This is a genomic window from Phenylobacterium haematophilum (assembly GCF_014196295.1).
Lineage (GTDB): Bacteria > Pseudomonadota > Alphaproteobacteria > Caulobacterales > Caulobacteraceae > Phenylobacterium > Phenylobacterium haematophilum.
This window is the reverse complement of the sequence record NZ_JACIDK010000002.1, coordinates 780728-804811: the sequence shown is the minus strand read 5'-3', so window position 1 is coordinate 804811 and position 24084 is coordinate 780728. Positions and strand designations below refer to the sequence as shown.

The 24084-nt window shown below is 68.1% G+C and carries 22 protein-coding genes; 5 read left to right on the top strand and 17 right to left on the bottom strand.

What is annotated here, in order from left to right:
- Window positions 1-131: 131 nt before the first annotated feature.
- Window positions 132-1097 carry an L-threonylcarbamoyladenylate synthase gene (locus GGQ61_RS09915; protein ID WP_183771995.1) on the bottom strand — a complete coding sequence of 322 codons (966 nt, stop codon included), beginning with the start codon at window positions 1095-1097 and terminating at the stop codon, window positions 132-134.
- Window positions 1028-2308 carry a YceI family protein gene (locus tag GGQ61_RS22170; protein WP_183771994.1) on the bottom strand — a complete coding sequence of 427 codons (1281 nt, stop codon included), beginning with the start codon at window positions 2306-2308 and terminating at the stop codon, window positions 1028-1030. Before GGQ61_RS22170 ends, GGQ61_RS09915 begins: the two co-directional genes overlap by 70 nt.
- Window positions 2309-2648: 340 nt before the next feature.
- On the opposite strand from GGQ61_RS22170, the gene GGQ61_RS09905 reads away from it, so the two are divergent.
- The gene (locus GGQ61_RS09905) at window positions 2649-4397 is read left to right on the top strand and encodes an acyl-CoA dehydrogenase family protein (protein ID WP_183771993.1); all 1749 of its coding nucleotides are present in this window, start codon (window positions 2649-2651) and stop codon (window positions 4395-4397) included.
- Here GGQ61_RS09905 and GGQ61_RS09900 read toward each other — a convergent pair.
- Entirely contained in the window at window positions 4394-4876 is a 483-nt protein-coding gene (locus GGQ61_RS09900; protein ID WP_183771992.1) for a peroxiredoxin, read from the bottom strand. The two genes, GGQ61_RS09905 and GGQ61_RS09900, sit on opposite strands and share 4 nt — an antisense overlap.
- A gap of 114 nt (window positions 4877-4990) precedes the next feature.
- On the opposite strand from GGQ61_RS09900, the gene GGQ61_RS09895 reads away from it, so the two are divergent.
- On the top strand, window positions 4991-5560 hold the full coding sequence (locus GGQ61_RS09895) for a YqgE/AlgH family protein (RefSeq protein ID WP_183771991.1): 570 nt from the start codon (window positions 4991-4993) through the stop codon (window positions 5558-5560).
- Window positions 5561-5562: 2 nt separating this feature from the next.
- Here GGQ61_RS09895 and GGQ61_RS09890 read toward each other — a convergent pair whose 3' ends face one another.
- The 12 genes from GGQ61_RS09890 to coxB all read right to left on the bottom strand — a co-directional run bounded on the left by GGQ61_RS09890 (window position 5563) and on the right by coxB (window position 17126).
- A complete protein-coding gene (locus GGQ61_RS09890) occupies window positions 5563-7221 on the bottom strand; it encodes a putative bifunctional diguanylate cyclase/phosphodiesterase (protein WP_183771989.1) in 1659 nt (552 codons plus the stop codon).
- Window positions 7222-7280: 59 nt separating this feature from the next.
- On the bottom strand, window positions 7281-7892 hold the full coding sequence (locus tag GGQ61_RS09885) for a GNAT family N-acetyltransferase (protein WP_183771987.1): 612 nt from the start codon (window positions 7890-7892) through the stop codon (window positions 7281-7283).
- 47 nt (window positions 7893-7939) lie between these two features.
- Window positions 7940-9229: a M16 family metallopeptidase gene (locus GGQ61_RS09880; RefSeq protein WP_183771985.1), complete on the bottom strand. Its 1290-nt coding sequence runs from the start codon at window positions 9227-9229 to the stop codon at window positions 7940-7942.
- A complete protein-coding gene (thrC, locus tag GGQ61_RS09875) occupies window positions 9204-10598 on the bottom strand; it encodes a threonine synthase (protein WP_183771983.1) in 1395 nt (464 codons plus the stop codon). The genes GGQ61_RS09880 and thrC overlap by 26 nt, the downstream gene beginning before the upstream one ends.
- Window positions 10598-11323 (bottom strand): SURF1 family protein, encoded by a 726-nt coding sequence (locus GGQ61_RS09870; RefSeq protein ID WP_183771981.1) that lies wholly within the window; start codon window positions 11321-11323, stop codon window positions 10598-10600. The genes thrC and GGQ61_RS09870 overlap by 1 nt, the downstream gene beginning before the upstream one ends.
- Window positions 11316-11672 carry a DUF983 domain-containing protein gene (locus tag GGQ61_RS09865; RefSeq protein WP_183771979.1) on the bottom strand — a complete coding sequence of 119 codons (357 nt, stop codon included), beginning with the start codon at window positions 11670-11672 and terminating at the stop codon, window positions 11316-11318. The genes GGQ61_RS09870 and GGQ61_RS09865 overlap by 8 nt, the downstream gene beginning before the upstream one ends.
- Before the next feature lie 11 nt (window positions 11673-11683).
- Window positions 11684-12559: a cytochrome c oxidase subunit 3 gene (locus GGQ61_RS09860; RefSeq protein WP_183771977.1), complete on the bottom strand. Its 876-nt coding sequence runs from the start codon at window positions 12557-12559 to the stop codon at window positions 11684-11686.
- Between the two features lie 74 nt (window positions 12560-12633).
- Window positions 12634-13182: a cytochrome c oxidase assembly protein gene (locus tag GGQ61_RS09855; RefSeq protein WP_246370721.1), complete on the bottom strand. Its 549-nt coding sequence runs from the start codon at window positions 13180-13182 to the stop codon at window positions 12634-12636.
- A gap of 70 nt (window positions 13183-13252) precedes the next feature.
- A complete protein-coding gene (locus GGQ61_RS09850) occupies window positions 13253-13411 on the bottom strand; it encodes a hypothetical protein (protein WP_425501002.1) in 159 nt (52 codons plus the stop codon).
- Window positions 13402-14373, bottom strand: coding sequence for a heme o synthase (cyoE, locus tag GGQ61_RS09845; protein ID WP_183771971.1), 972 nt, complete (start codon window positions 14371-14373; stop codon window positions 13402-13404). Before cyoE ends, GGQ61_RS09850 begins: the two co-directional genes overlap by 10 nt.
- An 81-nt stretch (window positions 14374-14454) precedes the next feature.
- The gene (gene ctaD, locus GGQ61_RS09840; protein WP_183771969.1) at window positions 14455-16110 is read right to left on the bottom strand and encodes a cytochrome c oxidase subunit I; all 1656 of its coding nucleotides are present in this window, start codon (window positions 16108-16110) and stop codon (window positions 14455-14457) included.
- A gap of 17 nt (window positions 16111-16127) precedes the next feature.
- Entirely contained in the window at window positions 16128-17126 is a 999-nt protein-coding gene (gene coxB / locus GGQ61_RS09835) for a cytochrome c oxidase subunit II (protein ID WP_183771967.1), read from the bottom strand.
- A 349-nt stretch (window positions 17127-17475) separates the two neighbouring features.
- Here coxB and tldD point away from each other — a divergent pair, with 349 nt between their 5' ends.
- Both tldD and GGQ61_RS09825 read left to right on the top strand, forming a co-directional pair.
- Window positions 17476-18906: a metalloprotease TldD gene (tldD, locus tag GGQ61_RS09830; protein ID WP_183771965.1), complete on the top strand. Its 1431-nt coding sequence runs from the start codon at window positions 17476-17478 to the stop codon at window positions 18904-18906.
- 132 nt (window positions 18907-19038) lie between these two features.
- Entirely contained in the window at window positions 19039-21096 is a 2058-nt protein-coding gene (locus tag GGQ61_RS09825) for a TonB-dependent receptor plug domain-containing protein (RefSeq protein WP_183771963.1), read from the top strand.
- Between the two features lie 72 nt (window positions 21097-21168).
- Here the strand turns inward: GGQ61_RS09825 and GGQ61_RS09820 are convergent, their stop codons facing one another.
- The gene (locus GGQ61_RS09820; RefSeq protein ID WP_183771961.1) at window positions 21169-23010 is read right to left on the bottom strand and encodes a peptide MFS transporter; all 1842 of its coding nucleotides are present in this window, start codon (window positions 23008-23010) and stop codon (window positions 21169-21171) included.
- Window positions 23011-23200: 190 nt separating this feature from the next.
- Here GGQ61_RS09820 and GGQ61_RS09815 point away from each other — a divergent pair, with 190 nt between their 5' ends.
- Window positions 23201-23689 carry a DUF427 domain-containing protein gene (locus tag GGQ61_RS09815; protein ID WP_183771959.1) on the top strand — a complete coding sequence of 163 codons (489 nt, stop codon included), beginning with the start codon at window positions 23201-23203 and terminating at the stop codon, window positions 23687-23689.
- 6 nt (window positions 23690-23695) lie between these two features.
- Here GGQ61_RS09815 and GGQ61_RS09810 read toward each other — a convergent pair whose 3' ends face one another.
- Complete coding sequence (locus tag GGQ61_RS09810; protein WP_183771957.1) at window positions 23696-24082, bottom strand: GFA family protein; 387 nt, start codon at window positions 24080-24082, stop codon at window positions 23696-23698.
- Window positions 24083-24084 lie beyond the last annotated feature (2 nt).

Genomic DNA, 24084 nt, shown 5'->3' with positions numbered 1-24084 from the left:
ATCCGCCGTAGCTGGCTTGCGGCGCGGCCTACATGCCGGATCGTCCGGTGATGGCGCATAGCGGCCCCTGGCAGCCCAGCCCGACGCCCCTCCCCAACCTTGGCGGGAACGTGTCTGCGTCAAGCGGCCCCCTACCCGACAAACCCCGCCGCGCGCTTCAGGCGGTCGTTGATCGCTTCGCCCAGGCCCTCGTGCGGGATCGGGGCGACGGCGATGGCGGCCGGGTCGGTGCGGTCGGCGTCGCGCAGGTAGGCGAAGAGCCGGGCGGCGGCCTGGCGCAGGTCGCCGGTCGGGCTGAGGTTCCAGCGGTGCTCGCCGGGCCCGAAGGCCAGGTACGCCTCACCCGGCTCGGGCTTGGCGACGTTCAGGCGCACCGGCGCCTTGGGCGAATAGTGGCGGGCCAGCCGGCCGGGCGAGCGCTTGGCGTCGGCCTCCGCCTCGGCCAGCGGGCCGATCACCGCCTCGATCTCCTCGCGGGTCACCGAGCCGGGCCGCAGCAGCCGCGGCTGGTCGAGCAACGCGACCACCGTCGACTCCAGGCCGACCTCGCAGGGACCGCCGTCGAGGGCGGCGGCGACCTTGTCGCCGGTCTCTTCCATGGCGTCGGCGTAGTTGGTCGGGCTGGGCCGCCCGGAGCGGTTGGCCGAGGGGGCGACCACCGGCCCGCCGAACCGCGCCAGCAGCGCCCGGGCCAGCGGATGGGCCGGCGCGCGGACCGCCACGGTGTCGAGGCCGGCGCGGCCCAGGTCGCTGACCGCGTCGGTGTCTGCGACCGGCAGCACCAGGGTCAGCGGACCGGGCCAGAACGCCTTCGCCAAGGCGCGGGCGCGGTCGTCGAAGATCGCGATCTTCTCCGCGGCCGCCAGGTCGGCGACGTGCGAGATCAGCGGGTTGAAGCTCGGCCGGCCCTTGGCCTCGAAGATCGCGGCCACGGCCTGCGCGTTCGCCGCGTCGCCCGCCAGCCCATAGACCGTCTCGGTCGGCAGGATGACCAGCCGGCCGTCGCGCAGCGCCTGGGCGGCGGCGTCTAGCGCCGCGTCGCCGTCAGGTTGACGCTGACCTTCACCTCGGCCGGAATTTGATCGGTGCTCTTCCACTCGCCCTGTCCGACGCCAAAGGCCGTGCGGTCCAGGGTCGTTACACCGCTGACGCGCGCCTTGTCGCCCTCGATCTTGAGCGTGAACGGCAGCCGCTGCGGCTTGGAGACCCCGCGCAGGGTCAGGGTTCCGTAGGCGACGTAGCGGTTCTCGCCGGTCTTCTCGAAGCGGCTGGCGGTGAAGGTCGCCTTGGCGTGGCTGGCGACGTCGAACCAGTCGGCGCCCTGCATGGACTCGTCGCGTTGACTGTCGCCCGAGACCGCCGAGGCCAGGTCGATGCTGACGCTGACCTTTGACTTATCCAACGCCTCGGGGCTGAACAGAATGTCGGCGGTCCAGCGGTCGAAGCGGCCCTCGATGGCCGAGCCGCCCCAGGCGGTGGCGAAGCCGAGGGTCGAGCCGGCGCTGACCTTCCAGGCCGACGGCGCGGCGGCTTCAGCCGGCGTTTCTGCGGCGGGCGCGGTTTCGACCGCCACGGGCGCGGCGGTCGGCGGCGTCTCGACCGGCGCCTCTTCGACGACCGGCGGCGGGGGCGGCAGCGGCTTGCTGGCCGGCGGCGCGGGCCGCACCGCGTAGCCGGCGCCGATCACGGCCAGGGCGGCGACGACAATGCCGATCAGCCGCGGGTCGAACCAGGCGCCGGGCTTGGTCCCGGGCGCCATGTGCGCCAGCACCGGCTCGTCCTTGCTGAACAGCTGGTGCTTGAGCGCCCCGGCCACGTGCAGCGCCACCAGAAGATAGGCGCCCCAGGCCAGGACCTCGTGCCCGGTCTCGCCGAACGCGTGCCAGGCGCTCTTGGCCGGCTCGGCCAGATGCGCCAGGCCCGGCAGGTGCGGCCAGGGGACGGCGCCGTAGAGCAGGGTCGGCACCTGGATCCGGCTCGCCGAGACCATGATCCAACCGGTGATCGGCAGCCCGATCATGATCACGTAGAGCCCGACGTGCGCGACCTTGGCCAGCGCCTTCTCCCAGGTCGCCATGCCGACGGGCAGCGGCGGCGGGCGATGCGTCAGCCGCCAGGCCAGCCGCGCCAGGCTGAGCAGCAGGACGGTGATCCCGATCGACTTGTGGAGCTGGACGAGCGCGAAGCCTTCGGGGGTCCGCCCGCCGCCCATCCGCCAGGCGATGATGACCTGGAAGACGATCGCTGCGGCGATCAGCCAGTGCAGGACGATGGCGACGGCGCTGTAACGACTGCGCTGCTGGGACATGGACGCTCACTCGTACTCGACGCGACTGCGAGCGCGCCGGCGCCGCCCGGCAGGTTCGTGGAAGGACTCCGCGAAAACCTGCCGCTAAGGCGCTGATGCGTTCCAGATTCCCATATGGGCCGGGCGGCGCCTCTGGCTAGGCCCGGGCTGGACCACGTCGCGCAACGCACCGTTCCTCCGGCCGCAACGGCGCCGCTTGGGCGCTCCGCCGCGCCGGCGCGACGGCCGGAAACGACCGCTTAAACCGTTACCCAGCCTGACGCTTGCATTTTGCAACCCGTGAGCACTTGGAGCGCCGCCCCCACTCCCCTAAAGAACGCCGGACATATCGGAGTTCAGCATGTCCTATCGCGCGCCCATCCGTGACCTCGCCCTCTCGCTGCGGATCGCCGGCCATCCGGCGCTGGTATCCGGCGCCTTTGCCGATCTCGATGACGATACGGTCGCCGCCGTGCTGGAGGCCGCCGGCGCGTTCGCCGAAGAGCAGCTCGCGCCGCTGAACCGCAAGGGCGACCAGGTCGGCGCCCGCTACGAGAACGGCGCGGTGATCGCCGCCCCCGGCTTCGCCGACGCCTACCAGGCCTTCGTCGCCGGCGGCTGGAACTCGCTGTCGGCCGATCCGGAGCATGGCGGCCAGGGCCTGACCAAGGCCATGGAGCTGGCTGTGTTCGAGATGGTGCACGCCGCGAACATGGCCTTCGGCCTCTGCCCGATGCTGACCCAGGGCGCGATCGAGGCCCTCGACCTGCACGGCGCCGAGCGGCAGAAGGCCTTGGTGCTGCCCAAGCTGGTCTCGGGCGAATGGACCGGGACGATGAACCTCACCGAGCCGCAGGCCGGCTCGGATCTCGCCGCCGTCACCACCCGCGCCGAGCCCGACGGGAACGGCGGCTATCGCCTGTACGGCCAGAAGATATTCATCACCTGGGGCGACCACGACGCGGCCGAGAACATCTGCCACCTGGTGCTGGCCCGCCTGCCCGACTCCCCGCCCGGCGTGAAGGGCATCTCGCTGTTCCTGGCCACCAAGCGCGAGGTGCTGGACGACGGCTCGCTCGGCGTCGCCAACGACCTGCGCGCCGGCTCGATCGAGCACAAGCTGGGCATCCACGGCTCGCCCACCTGCGTGATGCTGTTCGAAGGTGCCAAGGCCGAGTTGGTCGGCGAGATCAACAACGGCATCGCCCATATGTTCGTGATGATGAACGCCGCCCGGCTGCAGGTCGGGGTCCAGGGCGTCGGCATCGCCGAGCGCGCCTTCCAGCAGGCCCTGGCCTTCGCCCAGGAGCGCAAGCAGGGCCGCGCCGTGTGGTCGGCCGAATACCCCGCCCCGCTCTACGGCCACCCGGACGTGCGCCGCTCACTGCTGCTGATGAAGGCCAAGATCGAGGCCGCGCGCGGCATCTGCATGACCACCGGCGTGCTGGCCGACCAGGCCCGCCTGGCCTCCAGCGAGGCCGAGCGCGCCACGGCCAAGGCCCGCCAGGAGCTGCTCACGCCCATCGCCAAGGCGTGGTCGACCGACGTCGGCGTCGAAGTCGCCTCGATGGGCGTACAGATTCACGGCGGTATGGGCTTCATCGAGGAGACCGGCGCGGCCCAGCACTACCGCGACGCCCGCATCGCCCCGATTTACGAGGGCACCAACGGCATCCAGGCCATCGACCTGATCGGCCGCAAGGTCGCCATGCAGGACGGGGCCGTGATGGACGCGCTCTGCGCCGAGATGCACGAGACGGCCCAGGCGCTGCAGGGCGATCCGGCGCTCGGCGGCGTCGCCGCTTACCTCGAGGCCGGGGTGGCGGCGCTTGAACGCGCCACCGACTGGGTGCTGAACAACAAGGGGCCGAACGCCCTGGCCGGCGCCACGCCCTATCTGAAACTGGCCGGCGACGTCATCGGCGGCTGGATGCTGGCGCGCCAGGCCCAGGCCGTGGCCGGCGGCGACGACGCCTGGAGCAAGAGCAAGCCGGCCCTGGCCCGCGTGTTCGCCAGCCAGGTCCTGGCCCAGGCCCCCGGCCTGGCGGCCGGGGTGATGGAAGGCGCCGACGACTTCGAAGCCGTCGGCGCGGAAGCCCTGGGCGCCTAGAGCTGGGCCAGCATGTAGTCGGCGGCCGAGACCTTGAATTCGCCCGGGGCTTCGACGTTGAGCTCCTTCACGACGCCGTCTTCGACGATCATCGAGTAGCGTTGCGAGCGCAGGCCCATGCCGAACTTCGAGCCGTCCATCTCCAGGCCCAGGGCCTTGGTGAAGTCGCCGTTGCCGTCGCCCAGCATCAGGATATCGCCCAGCACCGACTGGCTCTCGCCCCAGGCCTTCATGACGAAGGCGTCGTTGACCGACACACAGGCGATGGCGTCGACGCCCTTGGCCTTGAAGTCGGCGGCGTGATCCTTGAAGCCCGGCAGGTGGCGGGCCGAACAGGTCGGAGTGAAGGCGCCGGGCACCGCGAACAGCGCGACCTTCTTACCGGCGAAGATTTCGTCCGTCGTCATCGGCTTGGGGCCTTCGGCGGTCCCGGCGGAAAAGGTGGCGGCGGGCAGCTTGTCGCCGACTTTGATGGTCATGATCTGTCTCCCTGATCAGCTCAGCCCCACCAGATAGCGAGCTTGGCGGCGGCATCAACGGCCTTGTGTAACGCGAAGACTTGAAAGCGCCGCGATCAGCGTCACATTCGACGCATGGGAGACGGCGAATTCCTTTCAGGCAAGATGCTGATCGCCATGCCCGGCATCGGCGACCCGCGCTTCGAGCGCGCATTGGTGCTCATCTGCGCCCACGACGCGAGCCATGCGATGGGCATCGCCGTGAACCGGCCGGTCGAGGGGTTGACCCTGCCCGATCTGCTGGGGCGGTTGGACGTCAAACCGACCATCGAGGTTTCGGCCGATCTCGTGCTGCTCGGCGGTCCGGTGGATCGCGAGCGTGGCTTCGTCCTGCACACGGACGATTACATGGCCGGCGAGCACAGTCTGCATGTCGGTGACGGCGTCGCCCTGACGGCGACGCGCGAAGTGCTGGAGGCGATGGCGGGCCACGGCGATCCGCCGCGCCGCTCGACCCTGGCGCTCGGCTATGCCGGCTGGGGCCCCGGCCAACTGGAGCGAGAGCTGCGCGATAACGTCTGGCTGACCTGCGAACCGGACGAGACGCTGATCTTCGGCGCCGACCACGCCAACAAGTGGTCGCAGGCGCTGTCGAAGATCGGCGTCGATCCGCGGCTGCTGTCCTCGGCCGCCGGGCGCGCCTAGCGCTAGCCGCGCGCCTTCACGGGCGCGGCGCCGTCGACATAGCTTTCGTTGAGATAGACCTCGGCCTCCTGCGGCGACAGCGCCGGCGCATAGCCGAAGCCCTGGCCGTAGTCGCAGCCCAGCGAGAGCAGCTGGCGGGCCATCTGGGCGTTCTCGACGCCTTCGGCGACGACTTCCAGCGACAGGTCCTGGCCGAGCTTGACCACGGACGAGACGATCTTCGCCGAGCCCTCGTTCGTGGCCATGGTGCGCACGAAGTAGCGGTCGATCTTCAGGGTGTCGAACGGCAGGCGGGTCAGGTAGCTGAGCGACGAGAAGCCGGTGCCGAAGTCGTCGAGCGCCAGGGCCGCGCCGGCCTCGCGCAGCTTGTGCAGGATGACCGCCGCACGGTCCGGATCGCGCATGACGTCGCCTTCGGTGACTTCCAGCTTCAGGGCGCCCGGCGGCAGCCCGGTCTCGCGCCGGATCTCCAGCACGTCGGAAATCAGGTCGGGCCTGTCGATCTCGCCGGTCGACAGGTTCACCGCCACGGTCAGCTCGCCGGCGGCGCGGTGGTCGAGCCGCCAGCGGGCGAGCTGCGAACCGGCCTGCCGCATCATCAGCGCGCCGAGTTCGCTCATCAGGCCCATTTCCTCGCAGAGCGGCAGGAACTGGTCAGGGGTCAGCAGGCCGCGGCGCGGGTGGCGCCAGCGCACCAGCGCCTCGAAGCCGGACAGGGCGCCGGTCGAGAGCCGCACGATGGGCTGGTAGAAAGGCACGATCTCGTTGCGGCCCAGCGCCCCGCGCAGGTCGCTTTCCAGCGCCAAGCGCGAAAGCCCGTCGCTCTCCAGGCTGCGACCATAGGCGGCCGCGCCGCCGCGGCCGCCGCTCTTGGCGGCCTCGACGGCCAGTTCGGCGCGGCGCAGCAGTTCGGCGGCCTCAGGGGCGTCCTCGCCGCCGGTGGCCTCGACCGCGCCGATCGACAGGGTCGGGTGGATGTCGAAGCCCGCCACGCGCAGCGGTTGCTCCAGCGCATGGCGCAGGGTCTCGGCGGCCGGCATGTCGCTGACCGTGGTCAGCACGGCGAATTCGTCTTCGCCGACCCGCGCCAGCAGAGCGTGCGGCGGGAAGGCGGCGGCCAGGCGCGAGCCGAGCGCGGCCAGCACCAGGTCGGCGCGTTCGTGGCCCAGCGCCTCGTTGAGGCGGCGCAGGCGATCGAGGTCGGCCACCACCAGCTCGTGCTGGCCGGCATGGGCCAGACGTTCGCGGGCGCGGGCGACGAAACTCTTGCGGTCGAGCAGGCCGGTCAGCCCGTCCTGGTCCGAAGCAGCGAACTTGGCTTCGGGCGCGACGACGCCGGCGGCGCGCAGCCCCTCTTCCAGCCAGACGCCGCGCCAGATGCAGACGCCGCCGCCACGCATGCGCAGGCGCACGGAGATTTCGGCGCCGGGCTCCTGGACGCGCAGGATGTCCTCGGCCAGCGCCCGGTCGGGCGGCAAGGCCAGGGCGCGCATCGCCGCCGACGAGCATTCAGGCGCCAACGGGCCAAGACCCAGGGCGCGCGAAGCGCCGGTCAGGTGCAGGCGGTCTTTTTCAGGTTCCCAGAGCCACAGGGCCACATCGGCGGCGCCTAGCGCCTCCAAGGTCGCGGTTGCGTCCCAGCTCCAACGATCGTTCGGCATCGTCTCAAGACATTCCGGCCAACGCGCCGCAGAGCGGATCGGCCCACGACAGCCGAGCGCTAAACAGACACTCCTTCGTCCGGGCCCTCGTGCGCCCGCAGCGGGGACACAAGGCCGAACAGCACATGATCTCGCCAGACGCCGTTAATTTTCAGATAAGCCTGGGCGAGACCTTCCTCCCGAAACCCGGCACGGTTGAGGAGCCGCCGCGACGGCTCGTTGCTGGGCAGGCAGGCCGCCTCCAGACGATGCAGGGCCAGGGTGCGGAAGGCGAAGACGGTCAGGGCGCGCACGGCGCCCAGCGTTTGCCCTTGCCGAGCAAAGGGTTGGCCGCACCAGTAGCCGATCGATCCCATCTGCGCGACACCGCGCCGGACGTTGGACAGCGTGATGCCGCCGGTGAGGGCGTCGTCTCGGGTGCGGAAGACGAAAAATGGATAGGCGGTGCCGGCCTCGCGGTCACGCGCATAGGCGGTGAGCCTGCGGCGGAAGGCCGCACGGGTCAGGTCGTCGGCCGGCCAGGTCGGCTCCCACGGCTGTAGGAATTCCTTGGACTGCGCCCGCAACTCCCGCCACTCGGCGAAGTCGGCCGCCCGCGGCGGGCGCAGGCGTACGCCGTCGCCCTCGATACGAAGGCCGCTCTCCGGCGCGATCCAGTCCAATAAGGCCATGGGCGGAACGTCGCGGGATGCGCGGAATCCGTCAAGACCGGCCGGTGCTAACCGAACAGCGCCCGCTGAAAGGCCTCGCCGGCCTTCATCGCGCTCTTGGGGCCGAGGATGCTCGCCGCGGCCGCGCCGGGGGCCAGCATCTGCGCGCCAAGACGGGCGATGTCGGCAGCTTCCACAGCGTCGATCTGGGCGGCCAATTCGCCCGGCGGCAAGGTGCGGTCGAACAGCAGCACCTGAGCGGCGGCCTGCTCGGCCCGCGACAGCGGCTGCTCGCGCGCCATGAACATCGAGGCCTTCAGCTGCGCCTTGGCGCGAGCCAGCTCGGCGCCCTGCACGCCGGCGGCCATGCCCTTGATTTCCTCGGCCGCCACCTTTGCCAGCTCGACGGAGTCCTTGGCCGCGCAGCCGGCGAAGACACCCATAACGCCCGTGTCGGCATAGGTCTCGGAATAGGCGTCGACAGCATAGGCCAGGCCGCGCTTCTCGCGCGCCTCCTGGAACAGTCGCGAGGCCATGCCGCCTCCGAGGATTTCGGCATAGAGCCGCAGGGCGAAGTAGGCCTCGCTGCGTACGCCGACCGCCGGCAACAGGAAAACGAGATTGGCCTGCTCCAGCGCCTTGGGCGTGGCGCGCACGCCGCCGACGAAGGCGGCCGGGACCGGCTTGCTCGCGCCCTGTCCCGCCGCGCCGCCGAAGTCGCGCTCGGCCAAGGCCAGCAGTTCGTCCTCGTCGACAGCGCCGGACGCGCAGATCACCAGGCCGTCGGGGGCGTAGAGTTCGCTGCGCCAGGCCGCGAGGGCGGCAGGATCGGCCCGGCCGATGGACTCATCGGTGCCGAGGATCGGGCGTCCCAACGGCTGACCGTTGAAGGCGGCGTCCTGGGCCATCTCGAACACGTGGTCGTCGGGGGTGTCGGCGGCCTCGGCGATCTCCTGACCGACGACCTGGATCTCGCGGGCGAGGTCTCCGGCGTCCATGGTCGGGCGCTGCACGAGATCGGCGACCACGGCGCTGCCCAGGTCCAACCCGCCCTTCAGGGCGCGGATCTGGAAGCTGGTGCGCTCATAGCCGGTGGCGGCGTTGATCTGGCCGCCCTCGGCCTCAACCACCTCGACGATGTCGCGGGCCGAACGATCGCCGGCGCCCTTGAACACCATGTGCTCGAGCAGATGCGACCAGCCGGACCGGGCCTCGTCCTCCGAGCGCGCGCCGCGGCCGGCGACCACCGACAGCGCCAGGGTCTCAAGACCGTCGATCGGGTCGCAGACGACCCGGACCCCATTCTTCAGGGTATGGATGTTGGGCAGAGCCTCAGCCTTCCGCAAAGGCCCTGACATAGGCCTTGATGGTCTCGGCGTCAGCCGGCAGGCGGTCGAACCGCTCGGGCTTGCCGGCGAGGTGCGCCGCGGTGCGCGGCATCACGGGGGTCTCGCCGGTGGCGGCCTCGACCGTTTCCGGGAACTTGGCCGGGTGGGCGGTGGAGAGCACGACGATCGGCGCGGTGGTCGAGCCGCGGGCGCGCTGCATGCCGGAGACGCCGACCGCGGTGTGCGGATCGATCATTTCGCCGGTCTCACGCAGCGTGGCGACGATGGTGCGGGTGGTGTCGCCCTCGCCCACTGAAACGCCTCTGAAGGTCTCTCGCATGGCGGCCAGGGCCTGCGGCGGAATGTCGACGCCGCCGGTCTCGGCGAAGGCGGCGAAGGCGCGGGCCGTCTCGACGCCGTCGCGGCGCACGCACTCGAAATACAGGCGCTCGAAGTTCGAGGCCGACTGGATGTCCATGGCCGGCGACTGGGTCGGGGCGGTTACGCCGCGGACATAGCGGCCGTCCTCGAAGGCGCGCGCCAGGATGTCGTTGGAGTTCGTCGCCACAATGATGCGGTCGATGGGCAGGCCCATGCGCTTGGCGACATAGCCGGCGAACCCGTCGCCGAAGTTGCCGGAGGGCACCGCGAAGGAGACCGGGCGGTGCGGCGCGCCCAGCGCCACAGCGGAAGTGAAGTAGTAGACGCTCTGGGCGACAATGCGCGCGAAGTTGATCGAGTTGACCGCCGACAGGCCCACCGACTGCTTCAGCGAGGCGTCGGAGAGCGAGGTCTTGAGGATCGCTTGGCAGTCGTCGAAGTCTCCGTCCACGGCCACGCAGCGGACGTTGGCCTCCTCGGCCGTGGTCATGAAGCGGCGCTGGACCTCGGAGATCCGACCGTCCGGGAACATCACGACGATCTTGGTGTTGTCGCGGCCGCGGAAGGCCTCGACCGCCGCGCCGCCGGTGTCGCCCGACGTGGCGCATAGAATGGTCTGGGTACGCTTCTGCTGACCCAGGACGTGGTCCGACAGGCGAGCCAGCAGCTGCATCGCCACGTCCTTGAAGGCCAGGCTGGGGCCATGGAACAGCTCGGCGATGAACCCGCCCGGCGCGATCTGGCGCACCGGCACGACCGCGGCGTGGGTGAAGCTGGCATAGGCCTCGGCGCACATCTCGCCGAGGGTCTCGCGATCGATCTCATCGCCGACGAACTTGGCCAGCACCGCGGTGGCGACTTCGGCGTAGGGTCGGCCGGCGAACGCGGAGATCTCGTCGCGCGTGAAGCTCGGCCACTCCTGCGGGACATAGAGCCCGCCGTCCGGGGCCAGGCCCGCGAGGACCGCATCGACAAAGCCGACCGAGGGCGATTGCCCCCGCGTAGAGACGTACCGCATCAGGACTTCCACTTGCGCCAGAGCATGGCGGCATAGACGCCGACCAGGGCGGCGGCAAGGCCGAACCAGGTCAGGGCGTATTCGAGGTGACGGTTGGATATCTCCGCCGGCAACGGGGCAGGATTCAGCGCCTGCCACTCGGGGTTGGACGAGGTTTCAGCCATCAGGAACAGCGGCGCCGGAGCGTCGACCTTCAGTGCCTGAGCCATGGCGGCGACGTCGCGGACATACCAGCGATTGCCACTCGCGTCGTTGGAGGGGCTGAATCGGTTGCCGGGCTCGGGGACGCGCAACACTCCGACAACCTCGACGGGGGCTAGGTCCGAGACGTTCACCCGCGGGCGGGCCGAAACGTCATCACGTACGAAGCCGCGGTCGACGAGGATGCTTTGGTAACGGCCGCCGGCCACGCGGCAGGCCGAGATGAGCCGCGAGCCGGCCTTCCCTTCACGGACGGAATACAGCTCGAGATAGGGCGCGCTGCGCAGGCCCGGACACATGAGCCGGATCCGGGTGAAATCGAGATCGGCTCCGGCGGCCATTCGCTCCAGCGCCGCCTCGCCGCTGGTGGCTGGAGCGGCCTGCAAGGCGGCGACGCGGTCGAGCAGGGCCTCCTTCCAGTGGAGGCGCTGCATCTGCCAGCTTCCCAGGCCGATCAAGATGGCGAGGGAGATCGCGGTCGCCAACGTCAAACCGACTGGGAAGCGCCGGGCGCGATCAGTCATGGCGGGCTTCCGAAGCCTTGTTGGCGAACTGGGCCGCCAGCATGAGGCCCTTCAGCGGGCGCAGCAGCCCGAGGCACACGAGAAGCGTCAGGGGGAGGAAGATGACGAAATGCACCCAGATCGGGGGCGAGAACGTCAGCTCTGTAAAGAGCAGGGCGAAGGCGCAGAGGAAGCCCGCGATCAGGATCACGAAAACCGCGGGACCATCTCCAGAGTCCGCCTTGGCCAGATCGTAGCCGCACCGCTCGCAGGCGGGGGCTACGGTCAGGAAGCCTATAAACAGACGCCCCTCGCCACAGTTCGGGCAGCGGCCGCGAAGGCCCGCCAGCAACGGATTGGGGCTGTCCATATCGGCGGGCCTTAGTGGCCCGCCCCGCCGAACACCACGTAGATGAAGGCGAACAGGAAGAGCCAGACGACGTCGACGAAGTGCCAGTACCAGGCGGCGGCTTCGAAGCCGAAGTGCTTCTGCGGGGTCATGCCGCCACGCAGCAGGCGGATCAGGCAGACGGCCAGGAAGATCGTCCCGATGAGAACGTGGAAGCCGTGGAAGCCGGTCGCCATGAAGAACGACGAGCCATACAGGCCCGAGTGCTCAGCGCCCTCGCCGCCGAAGAAGTACTTGTGCTCGAGGATGTGGTGGTACTCGTAGACCTGCACCATGGTGAAGACCGCGCCGAGGGCGATGGTCAGCATCAGGCCGATCTTGGTGCCCTTGCGGTCGCCTTGCTGCAGCGCATGGTGCGCCCAGGTCACGGTGGTGCCCGACAGCAGCAGGATCAGGGTGTTGAGCAGCGGCAGGTTCCAGGCCGGAACCGTCTCGATGCCGGCCGGCGGCCAGGTGGCCCAGGCCAGGCGGACTTCCTCGATCGAAGACAGGGTCCGGTGGCCGTGGAACAGGGCCATCTCGAAGAAGATCCAGAACCAGGCGACGAAGAACATCACTTCGGAAGCGATGAACATGATCATGCCATAGCGCAGGCCGATCGAGACGACGGGGGTGTGGTCGCCCGCCTTCGATTCCTTGATCACATCCGACCACCAGCCCCACATGGTGTAGAGCACGCCGGCCAGGCCAGCGAAGAACACCCACGGGAAGCCTTCTGGAAGGCCGAACATGCCCTTCATCCAGATGACCCCGCCGATCGCCATCACCGTCGCGGACAGCGATCCGACCAACGGCCATGGGCTGGGCGGCAGCAGGTGGTAGTCGTGCTTAACTTCGCCGTGGGCCATATCGGTCCTAACCCCTCTCAGATCTCACAGACGCCTGCCCCTCTCTCGGGCCGGCGAATGACAATTCGCGTGTGCTATAGCCCCGCCTTGGCCGGTACGCCAAGGGCGGAAGAGTGCTTTGCCGCCGTGGCGTCGGCGCGTTTCTCGGCGCGCGCGGCTTCCACAGACGGGAAGAAGGTGTACGACAAGGTCACTTCGCCCTTGCCCTTGGTCTCGAAGTCGTCCGCGAACTTCGGATCGACGAAGTAGACGACCGGGAATTCGATGGTCGTCTTCGGCGGAATCGTCTGGTCCGAGAAGCAGAAGCACTCGAGCTTCTGGAAATAGGCGCCGGCCGATTCGGGCACGACGTTGTAGATGGCACGGCCGGTCTGCGGCTGGTCGCTGTTGTTGGTCACCTTGAAGAAGGCGAGCCCTGTCTGGCCGATCTTGACCTCCTGGGTCACCTGCTCGGCGGTGAAGGTCCAGGGCAGTTCGCGGATGTTGGCGTCGAAGCGAATCGTCAGCTTGCGATCGAGCGCCCTGTCCGGCGCGGCCTCAGCCTTGCGGACGGTGCCGTCGAAGCCAGTGACCTGACAGAAGGCCTTGTAGAGCGGCACCGAAGCAAAGGCGGCGCCGACCATGGCGACGAAGCCGCCGGCTGCGATCAGGGCGACCTTGCGGTTGCGCTTCTGGAGCGGCGAGCGCTCGGGCTTAGAAGGGCCGGTGGCCAACACTGCCTCCCAGGCGGACTATGGTCACTACGAAGACCAGGACGACGAACAGGACCAGGCCCAGCGCCAATGCGATATTGCGGCCCCGGCGGGCGCGGGCTTCGACGGTCGGATCTGGGGTGGGCTCGCTCACGAGAATACTCCGACGGCGGGCAGGTCGAGCAGGTGCTCGGCCAGCAGGGTGGCGAACAGAAGGGTCAGATACAGGATCGAGAACGCGAAGAGATTGCGCGCGTCCTTGGAGCTGGCCTTCACGTCATAGAGGCCGTCGTCGTTGCGCTGGCCGCCGGTCTCGCCGGCCCGGCTGCGGAAGACGCGCCAGGCGAGCATGAGGAACACCAGGCCCCCCAGGGCCGCGACCGCCAGATAGGTCATGCCGCCCAGGCCCGTGAAGGCCGGGACGATGCACAGCGGCACGAACAGCAGGCTGTAGATCAGAATCTGCTTGCGGGTGGAGGCCGCGCCCGCGGTGACCGGCATCATCGGCACCCCGGCCTTCTGGTAGTCCTCGCTGGTGTAGAGCGAGAGCGCCCAGAAGTGCGGGGGGGTCCACATGAAGATGATCGCGCAGAGCAGCCAGGCGTTCAGCGGCGCGGTTCCCGTCGCCGCCGCCCAGCCGATCACCGGCGGCAAGGCGCCGGCCAAGCCGCCGATGACGATGTTCTGAGGCGTCGAGCGCTTCAGCCACATCGTGTAGACGACCGCGTAGAAGAAGATGGTGAAGGCCAGCAGGCCCGCGGCCAGCCAGTTGGTCGTCATTCCCAGCAGCATCACCGAGAACAGCGACAGGACCACGCCCATGGCCAGGGCGTCGGCGCCTTGCACCTTGCCGGCCGGCACCGGGCGCGCGCGGGTGCGGCGCATCTTGGCGTCGATGTCGGCGTCGTACCACATGTTGAACGCGGCCGACGCGCCCGCCCCGACGGCGATGCAGAAGATCGCGACGCCGGCCAGCACTGGATTGATCGGCGCGTTGGCGCAGATCAGCCCGGTGATCGCGGTGAAGATGACCAGCGACATGACCCGCGGCTTCAGCAGCTGGACATAGTCCTGCCACCGCGGGGGCGCGCTGGAGCGTGGAACGGCTGGCGACATGGCCATCACAATACTCTCAAAACGACCGAAGGGCGCGCGCTGGAATGTCCCAGCCCGCGCCCCACAGAGGTCTTTGGCGAGCCGGACCTAGTGGAGGTCCGGCTTAACCACCGGCAGTTCGTTGAACTGGTGGAACGGCGGCGGCGAGGACAGGGTCCACTCCAGCGTCGTCGCGCCCTCGCCCCACGGATTGGCTTCAGCCTTGCGGCGGAAGATCATCGCGTCGATCAGGACGACCAGGAAGACGCCGACCGCAGCCAGGGTCACCACGTAGCCGATCGAAGACACGTGGTTCCAGTAGGTGAACGCTTCCGGGTAGTCGATGTAGCGGCGCGGCATGCCTTGCAGCCCAAGGAAGTGCTGCGGGAAGAAGATCAGGTTCACGCCGACGAACATGACCCAGAAGTGCACCTGGCCCAGCCACTCGCGGTACTTCACGCCGAAGATCTTCTCGAACCAGTAATAGAAGCCCGCGAAGATCGCGAAGACGGCGCCCAGCGACAGCACGTAGTGGAAGTGCGCGACCACGTAGTAGGTGTCGTGCAGGGTGTAGTCGATGCCGGCGTTCGCCAGAACCACGCCGGTGACGCCGCCCACGGTGAACAGGAAGATGAAGCCCATCGCCCAGAGCATCGGGGTTTTGAAGTCGATGGAGCCGCCCCACATTGTGGCGATCCAGGAGAAGATCTTCACGCCGGTCGGCACCGCGATGACCATCGTGGCGGCCACGAAGTAGGCGCGCAGATTGATGCTCATGCCCACGGTGTACATGTGGTGGGCCCACACGACGAAGCCGATGAAGCCGATGGCCACCATGGCGTAGGCCATGGCCAGGTAACCGAACACCGGCTTACGCGAGAAGGTCGAGACGATGTGGCTGATGATGCCGAAGCCCGGCAGGATCAGGATGTACACTTCCGGGTGACCGAAGAACCAGAACAGATGCTGGTACATGACGGGGTCGCCGCCGCCGGCCGCATCGAAGAAGTGGGTGTTAAAGTTACGGTCGGTCAGCAGCATGGTGATCGCGCCGGCCAGAACCGGCAGCGAGAGCAGCAGCAGGAAGACGGTGACCAGAACCGACCACACGAACAGCGGCATACGGTGCAGGGTCATGCCCGGCGCGCGCATGTTGAAGATCGTGGTGATGAAGTTGATAGCGCCCAGGATGGACGACGCGCCGGCGAGGTGAAGCGCCAGGATCGCGGCGTCCATCGACGGGCCTGCGTGACCGCTGGTCGAGAGCGGCGGATACGCCGTCCAGCCGCCGCCGAAGCCCTTGCCCGGGCCGCCGTCGACGAACATCGAGACCAGCAGCAGGATCCAGGCGGCCACCAGCAGCCAGAACGAAATATTGTTCATCCGCGGGAAGGCCATGTCCGGCGCGCCGATCATCAGCGGTACGAACCAGTTGCCGAAGCCGCCGATCATGGCCGGCATGACCATGAAGAAGATCATGATCAGGGCGTGCGCGGTGACCACGGCGTTGTAGCCGTGCTTCGACTGCTCAACGAGCCCGAACAGTTGGATCGAGGAGCCTTCCTTGAAGATCTGGATGCCCGGTTCGGCGAGCTCCCAGCGGATCAGGCCCGAGAGGGCGCCGCCGACCAGGCCCGCCATGATGGCGAACAGCAGGTAGAGGGTGCCGATGTCCTTGTGGTTCGTGGAGAAGAACCAGCGAGCGATGAAGCCTGGCTTGTGTTCGGCTTCGTCGTGATGATCGTGAGCTGCGGCTTGTGCCATCTTACTATGTCCTAGGCTCATTTCGCGGCCGGCGCCGCGGCGGGCGCGGCGGGCGTGGAGGTCGGGGCCGGCGCGGCGGCGGCCGGAGCTGCGGCGGCAGGGGCCGTGGCGGCGGCCGGGGTCGCAGCGCCTTCGACGGACGGAGCGGCCTCAGCGGCGGGAGCCGCCGGAGCAGCGGCCGGAGCCGGCGCGTCAGGGGTCATCGAGCCGCCCTTGGAAGCCACCCAGGCCTCGAATTCCGGCTGGGTCACGACCTTGATTTCGATCGGCATGAAGGCGTGGTCGACGCCGCACAGTTCCGAGCACTGACCATAGAAAGTGCCGGTGCGCTCGGCCTTGAACCAGGTTTCGTTGATGCGGCCCGGAATCGCGTCGATCTTCAGACCGAAGGCCGGCAGGGCGAAGGCGTGAATGACATCGGCGCCGGTGACGAGCACGCGGACGGTCTTGTTGACCGGCACGACCAGAGGCTCGGTGGCGGCCAGGCGGAACGGAACGTTGCGCTTCTTGGCTTCTTCCTCAGGCAGCATGTTCGAAACGAACTCGCCGACCTTCTGGTCCGGAAGCTCATAGCCCCAGTACCACTGATAACCGGTGGCCTTCACCGTGTAATCCGGCTTGGGCATGTCGTGATAGGCGAACAGCAGGCGGAACGAGAAGATCGAGATGCCCATCAGGATAAGGACGGGAACGATCGTCCAGATCACCTCGATCAGGGTGTTGTGGCTCCACTTCGCCGGGACCGGGTTCGAGCGCTTGTTGTAGCGCACCACTACCCAGATCAGCAGGGCCAGCACGAACACGCAGATCAGCGTGATGATCGGCAGCAGGATAAGATTGTGGAAATCGTGCGCAGCGTGCTTCAGCGGCGAAGCCGCCGGCTGCAGCCCGATGCCGGCCGGGGTCGGTTGACCCATCAATTCCTCTGCGAACGCCTGGACGCCCCAGAACGCCGACGTTGCGCCCGCCGCGGCTGCCGCCGCCCACGTCCGCATGCCCTGAACCCTAGACTTCATGTCCCCTCGGTCTGCTTGGCCGGCCGCGCCTCGCGAAAGACGATCGCCCCCGCCGACTGAATCAAGGCGTAGCGCCGCGCAAACCGCGAGGCCCCGCCCTTAAGCCGGGGTGCATACGCGCTCTCCCGTAGCTTGCCAAGGCGCTAAGACCCCCTATGGCGCAATGTCTCGCCATGGAGACGCTTCGGATCGTTCGCTAGCGCCTGAAAACGGCCGCTTTCGCATAACCGCGGAAGGTTAAGCCGGCGAGTTTCCACAATGGCGCCGAAGGCCGCCCAGCGGTTTGGGGTGACGTTCGCAGCGCGAGCCCCTATTTCTGTTGGCTCGCCTTCCGAAAGCAGATCCGACGATGAACGCCCTCGCCCCCGCCGCCTCGATTCTCGATTCCGTCGGAGTCTCCCCCGAACGCGCGCGCGAGATCCTCGGCGAGGCCCTGGCCGGCGCCGACGACGGCGAGTTGTTCGTCGAGCGATCCGAGAGCGAAGCGTTCCTGTTCGATGACGGACGGCTGAAATCGGCGTCGTATGATTCGTCCGAAGGTTTCGGCCTGCGGGTCGTCGCTGGGGAGACGGCCGGCTACTCGCACTCCAGCGAGGTCTCAGAGGCGGCGATCAGGCGTGCGGCCTCGTCGTCCTCGCTGGCCAAGCGCGGCTATTCCGGCGTGTCGGCCGAGGGCCCGCGCGCCACCAACACCAAGCTCTATGGGGAGGACGATCCCACCGCCTCGCCCGCCTTCGGGGACAAGGTCGCTTTGCTGCAGGAGATCGACGCCTGGGTGCGGGCGCGAGATCCGCGCGTCGTCCAGGTGATGGCCAGCATCGCCGGCGAGCGGCGGATCGTCGAGATCCTGCGCGCCGACGGCCGGCTGATCCGCGACGTCCGCCCGCTCTGCCGCGTCAACGTGCAGGTCACCATGGAGAAGGACGGCAAGCGCGAGAGCGGCTATTCGGGCGCCGGCGGCCGCGCCGGCTTCGACGCCTGGATCGCGCCCGACAAGTGGCAGTCGCAGGCAGACGAGGCCATCCGCCAGGCGCTGGTCAACCTCGACGCCGTCCCCTGCCCGGCCGGTGAGATGGACGTGGTTCTCGGCCCCGGCTGGAACGGCGTGCTCCTGCACGAGGCCGTCGGCCATGGACTGGAGGGCGACTTCAACCGCAAGGGCACCTCGGCGTTCTCGGGCAAGATCGGCCAGCGCGTCGCCGCCCCCGGCGTCACCGTCTTCGACGACGGCACCCTGCCCGGCCGCCGCGGGTCGCTGACCGTCGACGACGAAGGCACCCCGACCGAGCGCACCATCCTGATCGAGGACGGCATCCTGGTCGGCTACATGCACGACCGGATGAGCGCGCGCCTGATGGGCATGGAGGCGACCGGCAACGGACGGCGCCAGTCCTACGCCCACATGCCGATGCCGCGAATGACCAACACCGCCATGCTGGGCGGCCAGCACAAGCGCGAGGAGATGATCGCCTCGACCAAGCGCGGGCTCTACTGCGCCAACTTCGGCGGCGGCCAGGTGGACATCACCAACGGCAAGTTCGTCTTCCAGTGCACCGAGGCCTACCTGATCGAGGACGGCAAGATCACCACCCCGGTCAAGGGCGCGACCCTGATTGGCGACGGCCCCTCGGCCCTGACCCGGGTGACGATGATCGGCGACGATTTCGACTTCGACGCCGGCGTCGGCGTCTGCGGCAAGTCCGGCCAAAGCGTGCCCGTCGGGGTCGGCCAGCCGTCGTTGAAACTCACCGGCCTGACGGTGGGCGGCACCAGCATCTAGCAAAGGCCCGGATGGTTACGAGCTCGTAATCATCGGAAATCTTTCGGGAATTTAATCCACCTTTCCTGGATTTAATTGGCGCGCACCCAGAGGCGCAGGTCACCTGCCTGTGTCTTTGGGGAGCTTTGCTACATGATCGCGCCGGCCTTGGCCTCCGCATTCGCCCTCGCCGCGCCCGAGGCGGCCGCGGGGATATCCACACAGTCTTCACCGCCGGTCGCAGCGACGCCGGCCGCTGCGACCGAAGGGGTGATCAGCTATCCCGCCGCCTTCTTCGCCGACAGCCAGGCGGCCAACGCCTGGGAGATGCTCCTGCGGCTGCCGGGATTCACGCTCGACACCGGCGACAAGATTCGCGGCTTCGAGGGCGGCGGCGGCAACGCGCTGATCGACGGCCAGCGCCCGACCACCAAGACCGACCCGCTCGACGAACTGCTGCGCCGCGTCCCGGCCGCCCAGATCGAGCGCATCGACCTGATCCGTGGCGGCGCGCCCGGCATCGACATGCAGGGCCGTACGGTGATCGCCAACGTGATCCGCAAGCCGGGCGGCGGCCTGCAGGGTCTGGTCGCGGTCGCAAACAACCACATCTATGACGGCCGCAACTTGCACGGCTTCCGCCTGGAGTTGTCGGGCGGAAAGGACGGCCGCAACTGGGAAGGCTCGGCCCGCTATGGCTTCGGGGCCGATGACGGCGGCGACTTCGGACCTGGCGTGGTCATCGGCCCTGATGGCCGCCCCCTCCGCGTCAGCCAGATCGACTCCACCGGCGGCATCGGCAACCAAACCCTGACCGGGGCCTACGAGCAGCCGGTCCTGGGCGGCAAGTTGCGCGTCAACGGGCGGCAGTTCTGGGAGAAATACAAGTTCAAGGAAGACAACGTCTTCATCCTGCCTGAGCCGGGCCTGGCGACGACCGACGACATCAACCACACCTACGAGACCGAACTTGGCCTGCGCTTCACCCGTGATCTCGGCCCGCGTGCGACCCTGGACCTGATCGGCCTGCGCCAGACCCGCGATCGCGATATCTCGTCGATCTATGTCGAGGCGGCGGAGGAGGACCGCTTCAACCTGCAGCGAGACGGCAGCGAGACGATCGGCCGAGGCGTGCTGTCCTACCGGGCGAGCGAGACTCTGTCGTTCGAGGCCGGCGGCGAAGGCGCCTTCAATAGGCTGGAAAGCCAAACCCGGCTCACCGTCGGCGGCGCGCCGGTCCTGCTGCCCGCCGCCGACGTCGTCGTCGAGGAAACCCGTGGCGAGGTTTTCGCCAAGAGCGTCTGGCGGCCGACCAGCAAATGGACGCTCGAAGGCGGCCTGCGTTACGAGGCCTCGTCGATCTCCTCGTCCGGCGACGTGGCGTTGGAGAAGAGCCTGAACTTCCTTAAGCCGCGATTGGCCGCGACCTGGGCGCCGACTGAGGCCACGCAGGTCCGCCTGCGCTTCGAGCGCGTGGTCGGGCAGTTGTCGTTCGACGACTTCGTGGCCGATTCGTCGCTGAACACCGGGGTGGTCACCGCCGGCAATCCCGACCTTGATCCCGAACAGGCCTGGGTCAGCGAGATCGCAGTCGAGCAGCGGTTCTGGAAGGACGGTGTGGTCGGCGTGACCCTGCGGCGATCAGAACTCACCGACGCGATCGACCGCGCCCCGGTCATCACCGAGGTCGGGATCTTCGACTCTCCGGCCAACATCGGCGACGGGACCAAGGACGAGCTTGTGCTGAACCTGACCGCACCGCTCGGCCGATTCGGCCTGTCGGGGGCCCAGCTCAAGGGCGAGGCGACGTGGCGGCGCTCGGAGGTCATCGATCCGACGACAGGTGAAAGCCGCGAGATCTCCAAGCTGCGGCCCGTGGAATGGGAAGCGACCTTCTCGCAGGATCTGCCGCAGTGGCGCACGACCTGGGGCGTCGACGTCTATGGCGGCTGGCGCGAGACCAGCTACCGGTTCAACGAGGTCTCGACCTTCAAGCTGGGGACCTTCGTCCGTCCCTTCGCCGAATGGCGGGTGCGTCCGGACATCATCGTCCGCTTCGAGCTGCCCAACATCACCGAGCGGGGCCTGCGCCGCACGCGCACGGTCTATGAGGGCCCGCGTGGATCGAGCCAAGTGGCGTTCACTGACGACCGCAAGCTGGAATTCGGGCGGATGTACTACGTCCGCATCCGCAAGACCTTCGGCGCCTGACGCCGCTGCAACGAAGAAGGGCCGGACGCATCGCTGCGTCCGGCCCGTTTTCATGTCCGATGCGGGCCGCGATCAGTTTTCGCGGTCCGCCCGGATCGCGGCCGGGCTGACGGCCTGGCGCTCGCCGTCCAGCACCGGGGCGATCGGCTCCGGCTGGGCATGGGCCGGATCGTTGGCGCCGTGAGCCCAGTGCTTGATGAAGAAGCTCAGCACCACGAACACCACGCCGACGCCGACGCCGGCCCAGCCGAGCTTGTTGAAACCGTCCATCGAGGTGGCAAGCGCCGCGGCGGGATCCAGCACCTGGCCGCCCAACGTTTCGGTCCCCATGGCGCCGGCGATGATGCCGCCGACGTACTGGGCGATCGAGGAGGACAGGAACCACACGGCCATCATGAACGAAACCACCGAGGCCACCGAGAGCTTGGTGATCTCCGAGAGGCCGACCGGCGACAGGAAGAGCTCGCCGGTGGTGTGCAGCATGTAGAGCAGGGCCAGCATGATCAGCGGCAGGCGGTAGTTGTCGTCGGCCAGGCCCTGGGCCCAGACCACCACCAGGAAGCCGAGGCCGACCTGCAGCAGGCCGAAGCCGAACTTCAGCGTCGGGTTTGGATCACGGCCGCGGGCGCCGAGCCAGGCCCACATCGCCGCGAAGATCGGGGCGAAGATCAGGATGAAGCCGGCGTTGAACGACTGAGTCTGGGCCGCGGAAATGCCCATCAGGTCGACGTTACGAGCGGCGAACAGGTTGAGCGAGGTTCCGGCCTGTTCGAACAGGGTAAAGAACACCACCGAGCCGAAGATCAGCACCAGCGCCAGCATCATCCGCTCGCGCTCGATCTTGCCGCACTTCACGACCAGGAAGTAGGCGATGAACGCCAGCGCCAGGATCGTCGAGACGCCCAGCGCCCAGCCGACCAGCTGGTTGCTCTGAACCAGCAGCCAGATCGGGGCGACGCCGAGGATGGCGAGGATGTAGATCAGCCATTCGCGGTTGATCGGACCGGCGATGGGAGCCTTCAGCAGCTCGAGGTTCGGCGGCTCGCCCTTGCCCTGCAGCAGCGGCTTGCCGAACACGAAGACGACCCAGCCCAGCGCCATGCCGACGCCGGCGAGGCCGAAGCCCGCCCACCAGCCGACGGTCTGGCCGAGCAGACCGCAGAGCACTGAGGCCCAGAAGGCGCCAAGGTTGATGCCGTAGTAGTAGAGGGTGAAGCCGGAATCCCGGCGCGGGTCGCCCTGAGGATAGAGCTGACCGACGATGGTCGAGATGTTAGGCTTGAGGAAGCCGACGCCCATGATGATCAGCGAAACCGCCAGGTAGAACGCATTCTTGCCCAGCGGATCGACCTGCTTCTCCATGGTGTAGCTGTCCTTGGGCAGGACGCTGGGCAGCGGGCCGCCGGCCTGCAGGCCCTTGATCTCCAGGCCGCCGCCCTCGGCGGGACCGAAGTCATAGGTTTTGTCGCCGACCATCAGCTTGACGGTCCGCGATTCCATCCGCCCCTCGGCGACGACCTCGTACTTCTGGCCGCCGTAGATGAGCTGCTGGGTCGCGGGCTTGCCCTCGACCGCCATGGTCAGGTGGCCGGCCACGAGCAGCAGGGCGCCGAAGGCCACCGCCTTACGGGTGCCGAGGTAGCGGTCGGCAAGCAGGCCGCCGATCAGAGGCAGCAGGTAGACCAGGCTGGTGTAGGAGCCGTATTGCGCCCCGGCGGTGGCGTCGTCGAAGAGCAGATGCTGCGTCAGGAAGAAGATCAGGATGCCGCGCATCCCGTAGTAGGAGAACCGCTCCCACATCTCGGCGAAGAACAGGATGATCAGCCCTCGCGGATGCTGTTTCAGCAACTGCATGAGGACGGGGATCCCGGTCGCCAACGTAATGACGATCCCCAAAAGGATTACGATGTTCATGAGGGCGGTGTTCCGATTCCTTGGACTGCCGGCTCGTAGAAGGGGGTCGTTTTCGCCCCCGCCGGCTAATTTGGCGGGAGAAGATCACGCGGCCGGGTCGAGCACAAGCAATCGGGCGCCTGAAGCTTGGCAATGGGGGAGCCTGCACGCCACCTTGAGCGTTGCATCTTCAAGAAGGAGGAGCGTCCCTATGCTGACCCCCGGCCCCGACCATCCCATCGAGATCACCCCGGCCAAGACCCGGTGGCGCGTCATGTACGGCGACCACGTGATCGCCGACAGCGGCGACGTCCTGATCCTGACCGAGGCCAGCTATGCGCCGGTCGCGTACTTCCCACGCGCCGATGTCTCAATGGAATACTTCTCCCGCACCGACCGCCAAACCCATTGTCCGTACAAGGGCGACGCGGCCTATTACACGATCCTCATGGACGGTCGGTTCGCCGAGAACGCTGTCTGGACCTACGAAGAGCCGTATCCGACGATGGACGCGATCCGCGGCCGGCTGGCCTTCTATCCGGACAAGGTCGAGGTCTACGCGGTCGAGGACGCGCTTGTCGATCGCAAGCATCCGCATGCCGCAGTGGACGAGATCGTCCAGCATACCGACAGCGGCTCGGGCGCGAGCCAGCGCGACCATTGGCCGCCGAACGTCACTTCGCCGTCCCCCGAGGGCTAGGCCGCCTCAGACGCGCGGTCCGGGCCATTCCGGCCGCGCGTCGGGATCCTCCAACGACATGCAGACGCCTTCGGTGGCTCGGACCGGGATCGTGCTCGGATCGAAACCGTCCAGGCAGAAGACGTTGATCCCGAAATGGTCGGGCGCAGCGCGCTTGCGGTGGAAGGTGTAGATCCCGCAGCGGCTGCAGAAATAGTGGCGCGCGACGCCGGTGTTCCAGCGATAGAGCGACAGGTGCTCCTCGCCAGCCGTGATGTTCAGGGCGCTCTCATGCACCTTGGCCATGACGGCGTTCTTCTTCACGCACAGCGAGCAGTCGCAGCTGGTGAGTTCGGTGATCTCCGCCTCGACCTGGAAGCGCACGGCCCCGCAGTGGCACGAGCCCGCCAGCATGG

Coding starts and splice junctions, on each gene's coding strand:
- GGQ61_RS09905 (WP_183771993.1), top strand. CDS start 2,649: ATGTCCTATCGCGCGCCCATCCGTGACCTCGCCCTCTCGCTGCGGATC.
- GGQ61_RS09820 (WP_183771961.1), bottom strand. CDS start 23,010: ATGAACATCGTAATCCTTTTGGGGATCGTCATTACGTTGGCGACCGGG.
- GGQ61_RS09865 (WP_183771979.1), bottom strand. CDS start 11,672: ATGGACAGCCCCAATCCGTTGCTGGCGGGCCTTCGCGGCCGCTGCCCG.
- GGQ61_RS09890 (WP_183771989.1), bottom strand. CDS start 7,221: ATGCCGAACGATCGTTGGAGCTGGGACGCAACCGCGACCTTGGAGGCG.
- tldD (WP_183771965.1), top strand. CDS start 17,476: ATGAACGCCCTCGCCCCCGCCGCCTCGATTCTCGATTCCGTCGGAGTC.
- GGQ61_RS09825 (WP_183771963.1), top strand. CDS start 19,039: ATGATCGCGCCGGCCTTGGCCTCCGCATTCGCCCTCGCCGCGCCCGAG.
- GGQ61_RS09885 (WP_183771987.1), bottom strand. CDS start 7,892: ATGGCCTTATTGGACTGGATCGCGCCGGAGAGCGGCCTTCGTATCGAG.
- GGQ61_RS09815 (WP_183771959.1), top strand. CDS start 23,201: ATGCTGACCCCCGGCCCCGACCATCCCATCGAGATCACCCCGGCCAAG.
- GGQ61_RS09860 (WP_183771977.1), bottom strand. CDS start 12,559: ATGGCCCACGGCGAAGTTAAGCACGACTACCACCTGCTGCCGCCCAGC.
- cyoE (WP_183771971.1), bottom strand. CDS start 14,373: ATGGCCATGTCGCCAGCCGTTCCACGCTCCAGCGCGCCCCCGCGGTGG.
- coxB (WP_183771967.1), bottom strand. CDS start 17,126: ATGAAGTCTAGGGTTCAGGGCATGCGGACGTGGGCGGCGGCAGCCGCG.
- thrC (WP_183771983.1), bottom strand. CDS start 10,598: ATGCGGTACGTCTCTACGCGGGGGCAATCGCCCTCGGTCGGCTTTGTC.
- GGQ61_RS09895 (WP_183771991.1), top strand. CDS start 4,991: ATGGGAGACGGCGAATTCCTTTCAGGCAAGATGCTGATCGCCATGCCC.
- GGQ61_RS09855 (WP_246370721.1), bottom strand. CDS start 13,182: ATGGTCGGCGCCGCCTTTGCTTCGGTGCCGCTCTACAAGGCCTTCTGT.
- GGQ61_RS09810 (WP_183771957.1), bottom strand. CDS start 24,082: ATGCTGGCGGGCTCGTGCCACTGCGGGGCCGTGCGCTTCCAGGTCGAG.
- GGQ61_RS09870 (WP_183771981.1), bottom strand. CDS start 11,323: ATGACTGATCGCGCCCGGCGCTTCCCAGTCGGTTTGACGTTGGCGACC.
- GGQ61_RS09880 (WP_183771985.1), bottom strand. CDS start 9,229: ATGTCAGGGCCTTTGCGGAAGGCTGAGGCTCTGCCCAACATCCATACC.
- GGQ61_RS22170 (WP_183771994.1), bottom strand. CDS start 2,308: ATGTCCCAGCAGCGCAGTCGTTACAGCGCCGTCGCCATCGTCCTGCAC.
- ctaD (WP_183771969.1), bottom strand. CDS start 16,110: ATGGCACAAGCCGCAGCTCACGATCATCACGACGAAGCCGAACACAAG.
- GGQ61_RS09900 (WP_183771992.1), bottom strand. CDS start 4,876: ATGACCATCAAAGTCGGCGACAAGCTGCCCGCCGCCACCTTTTCCGCC.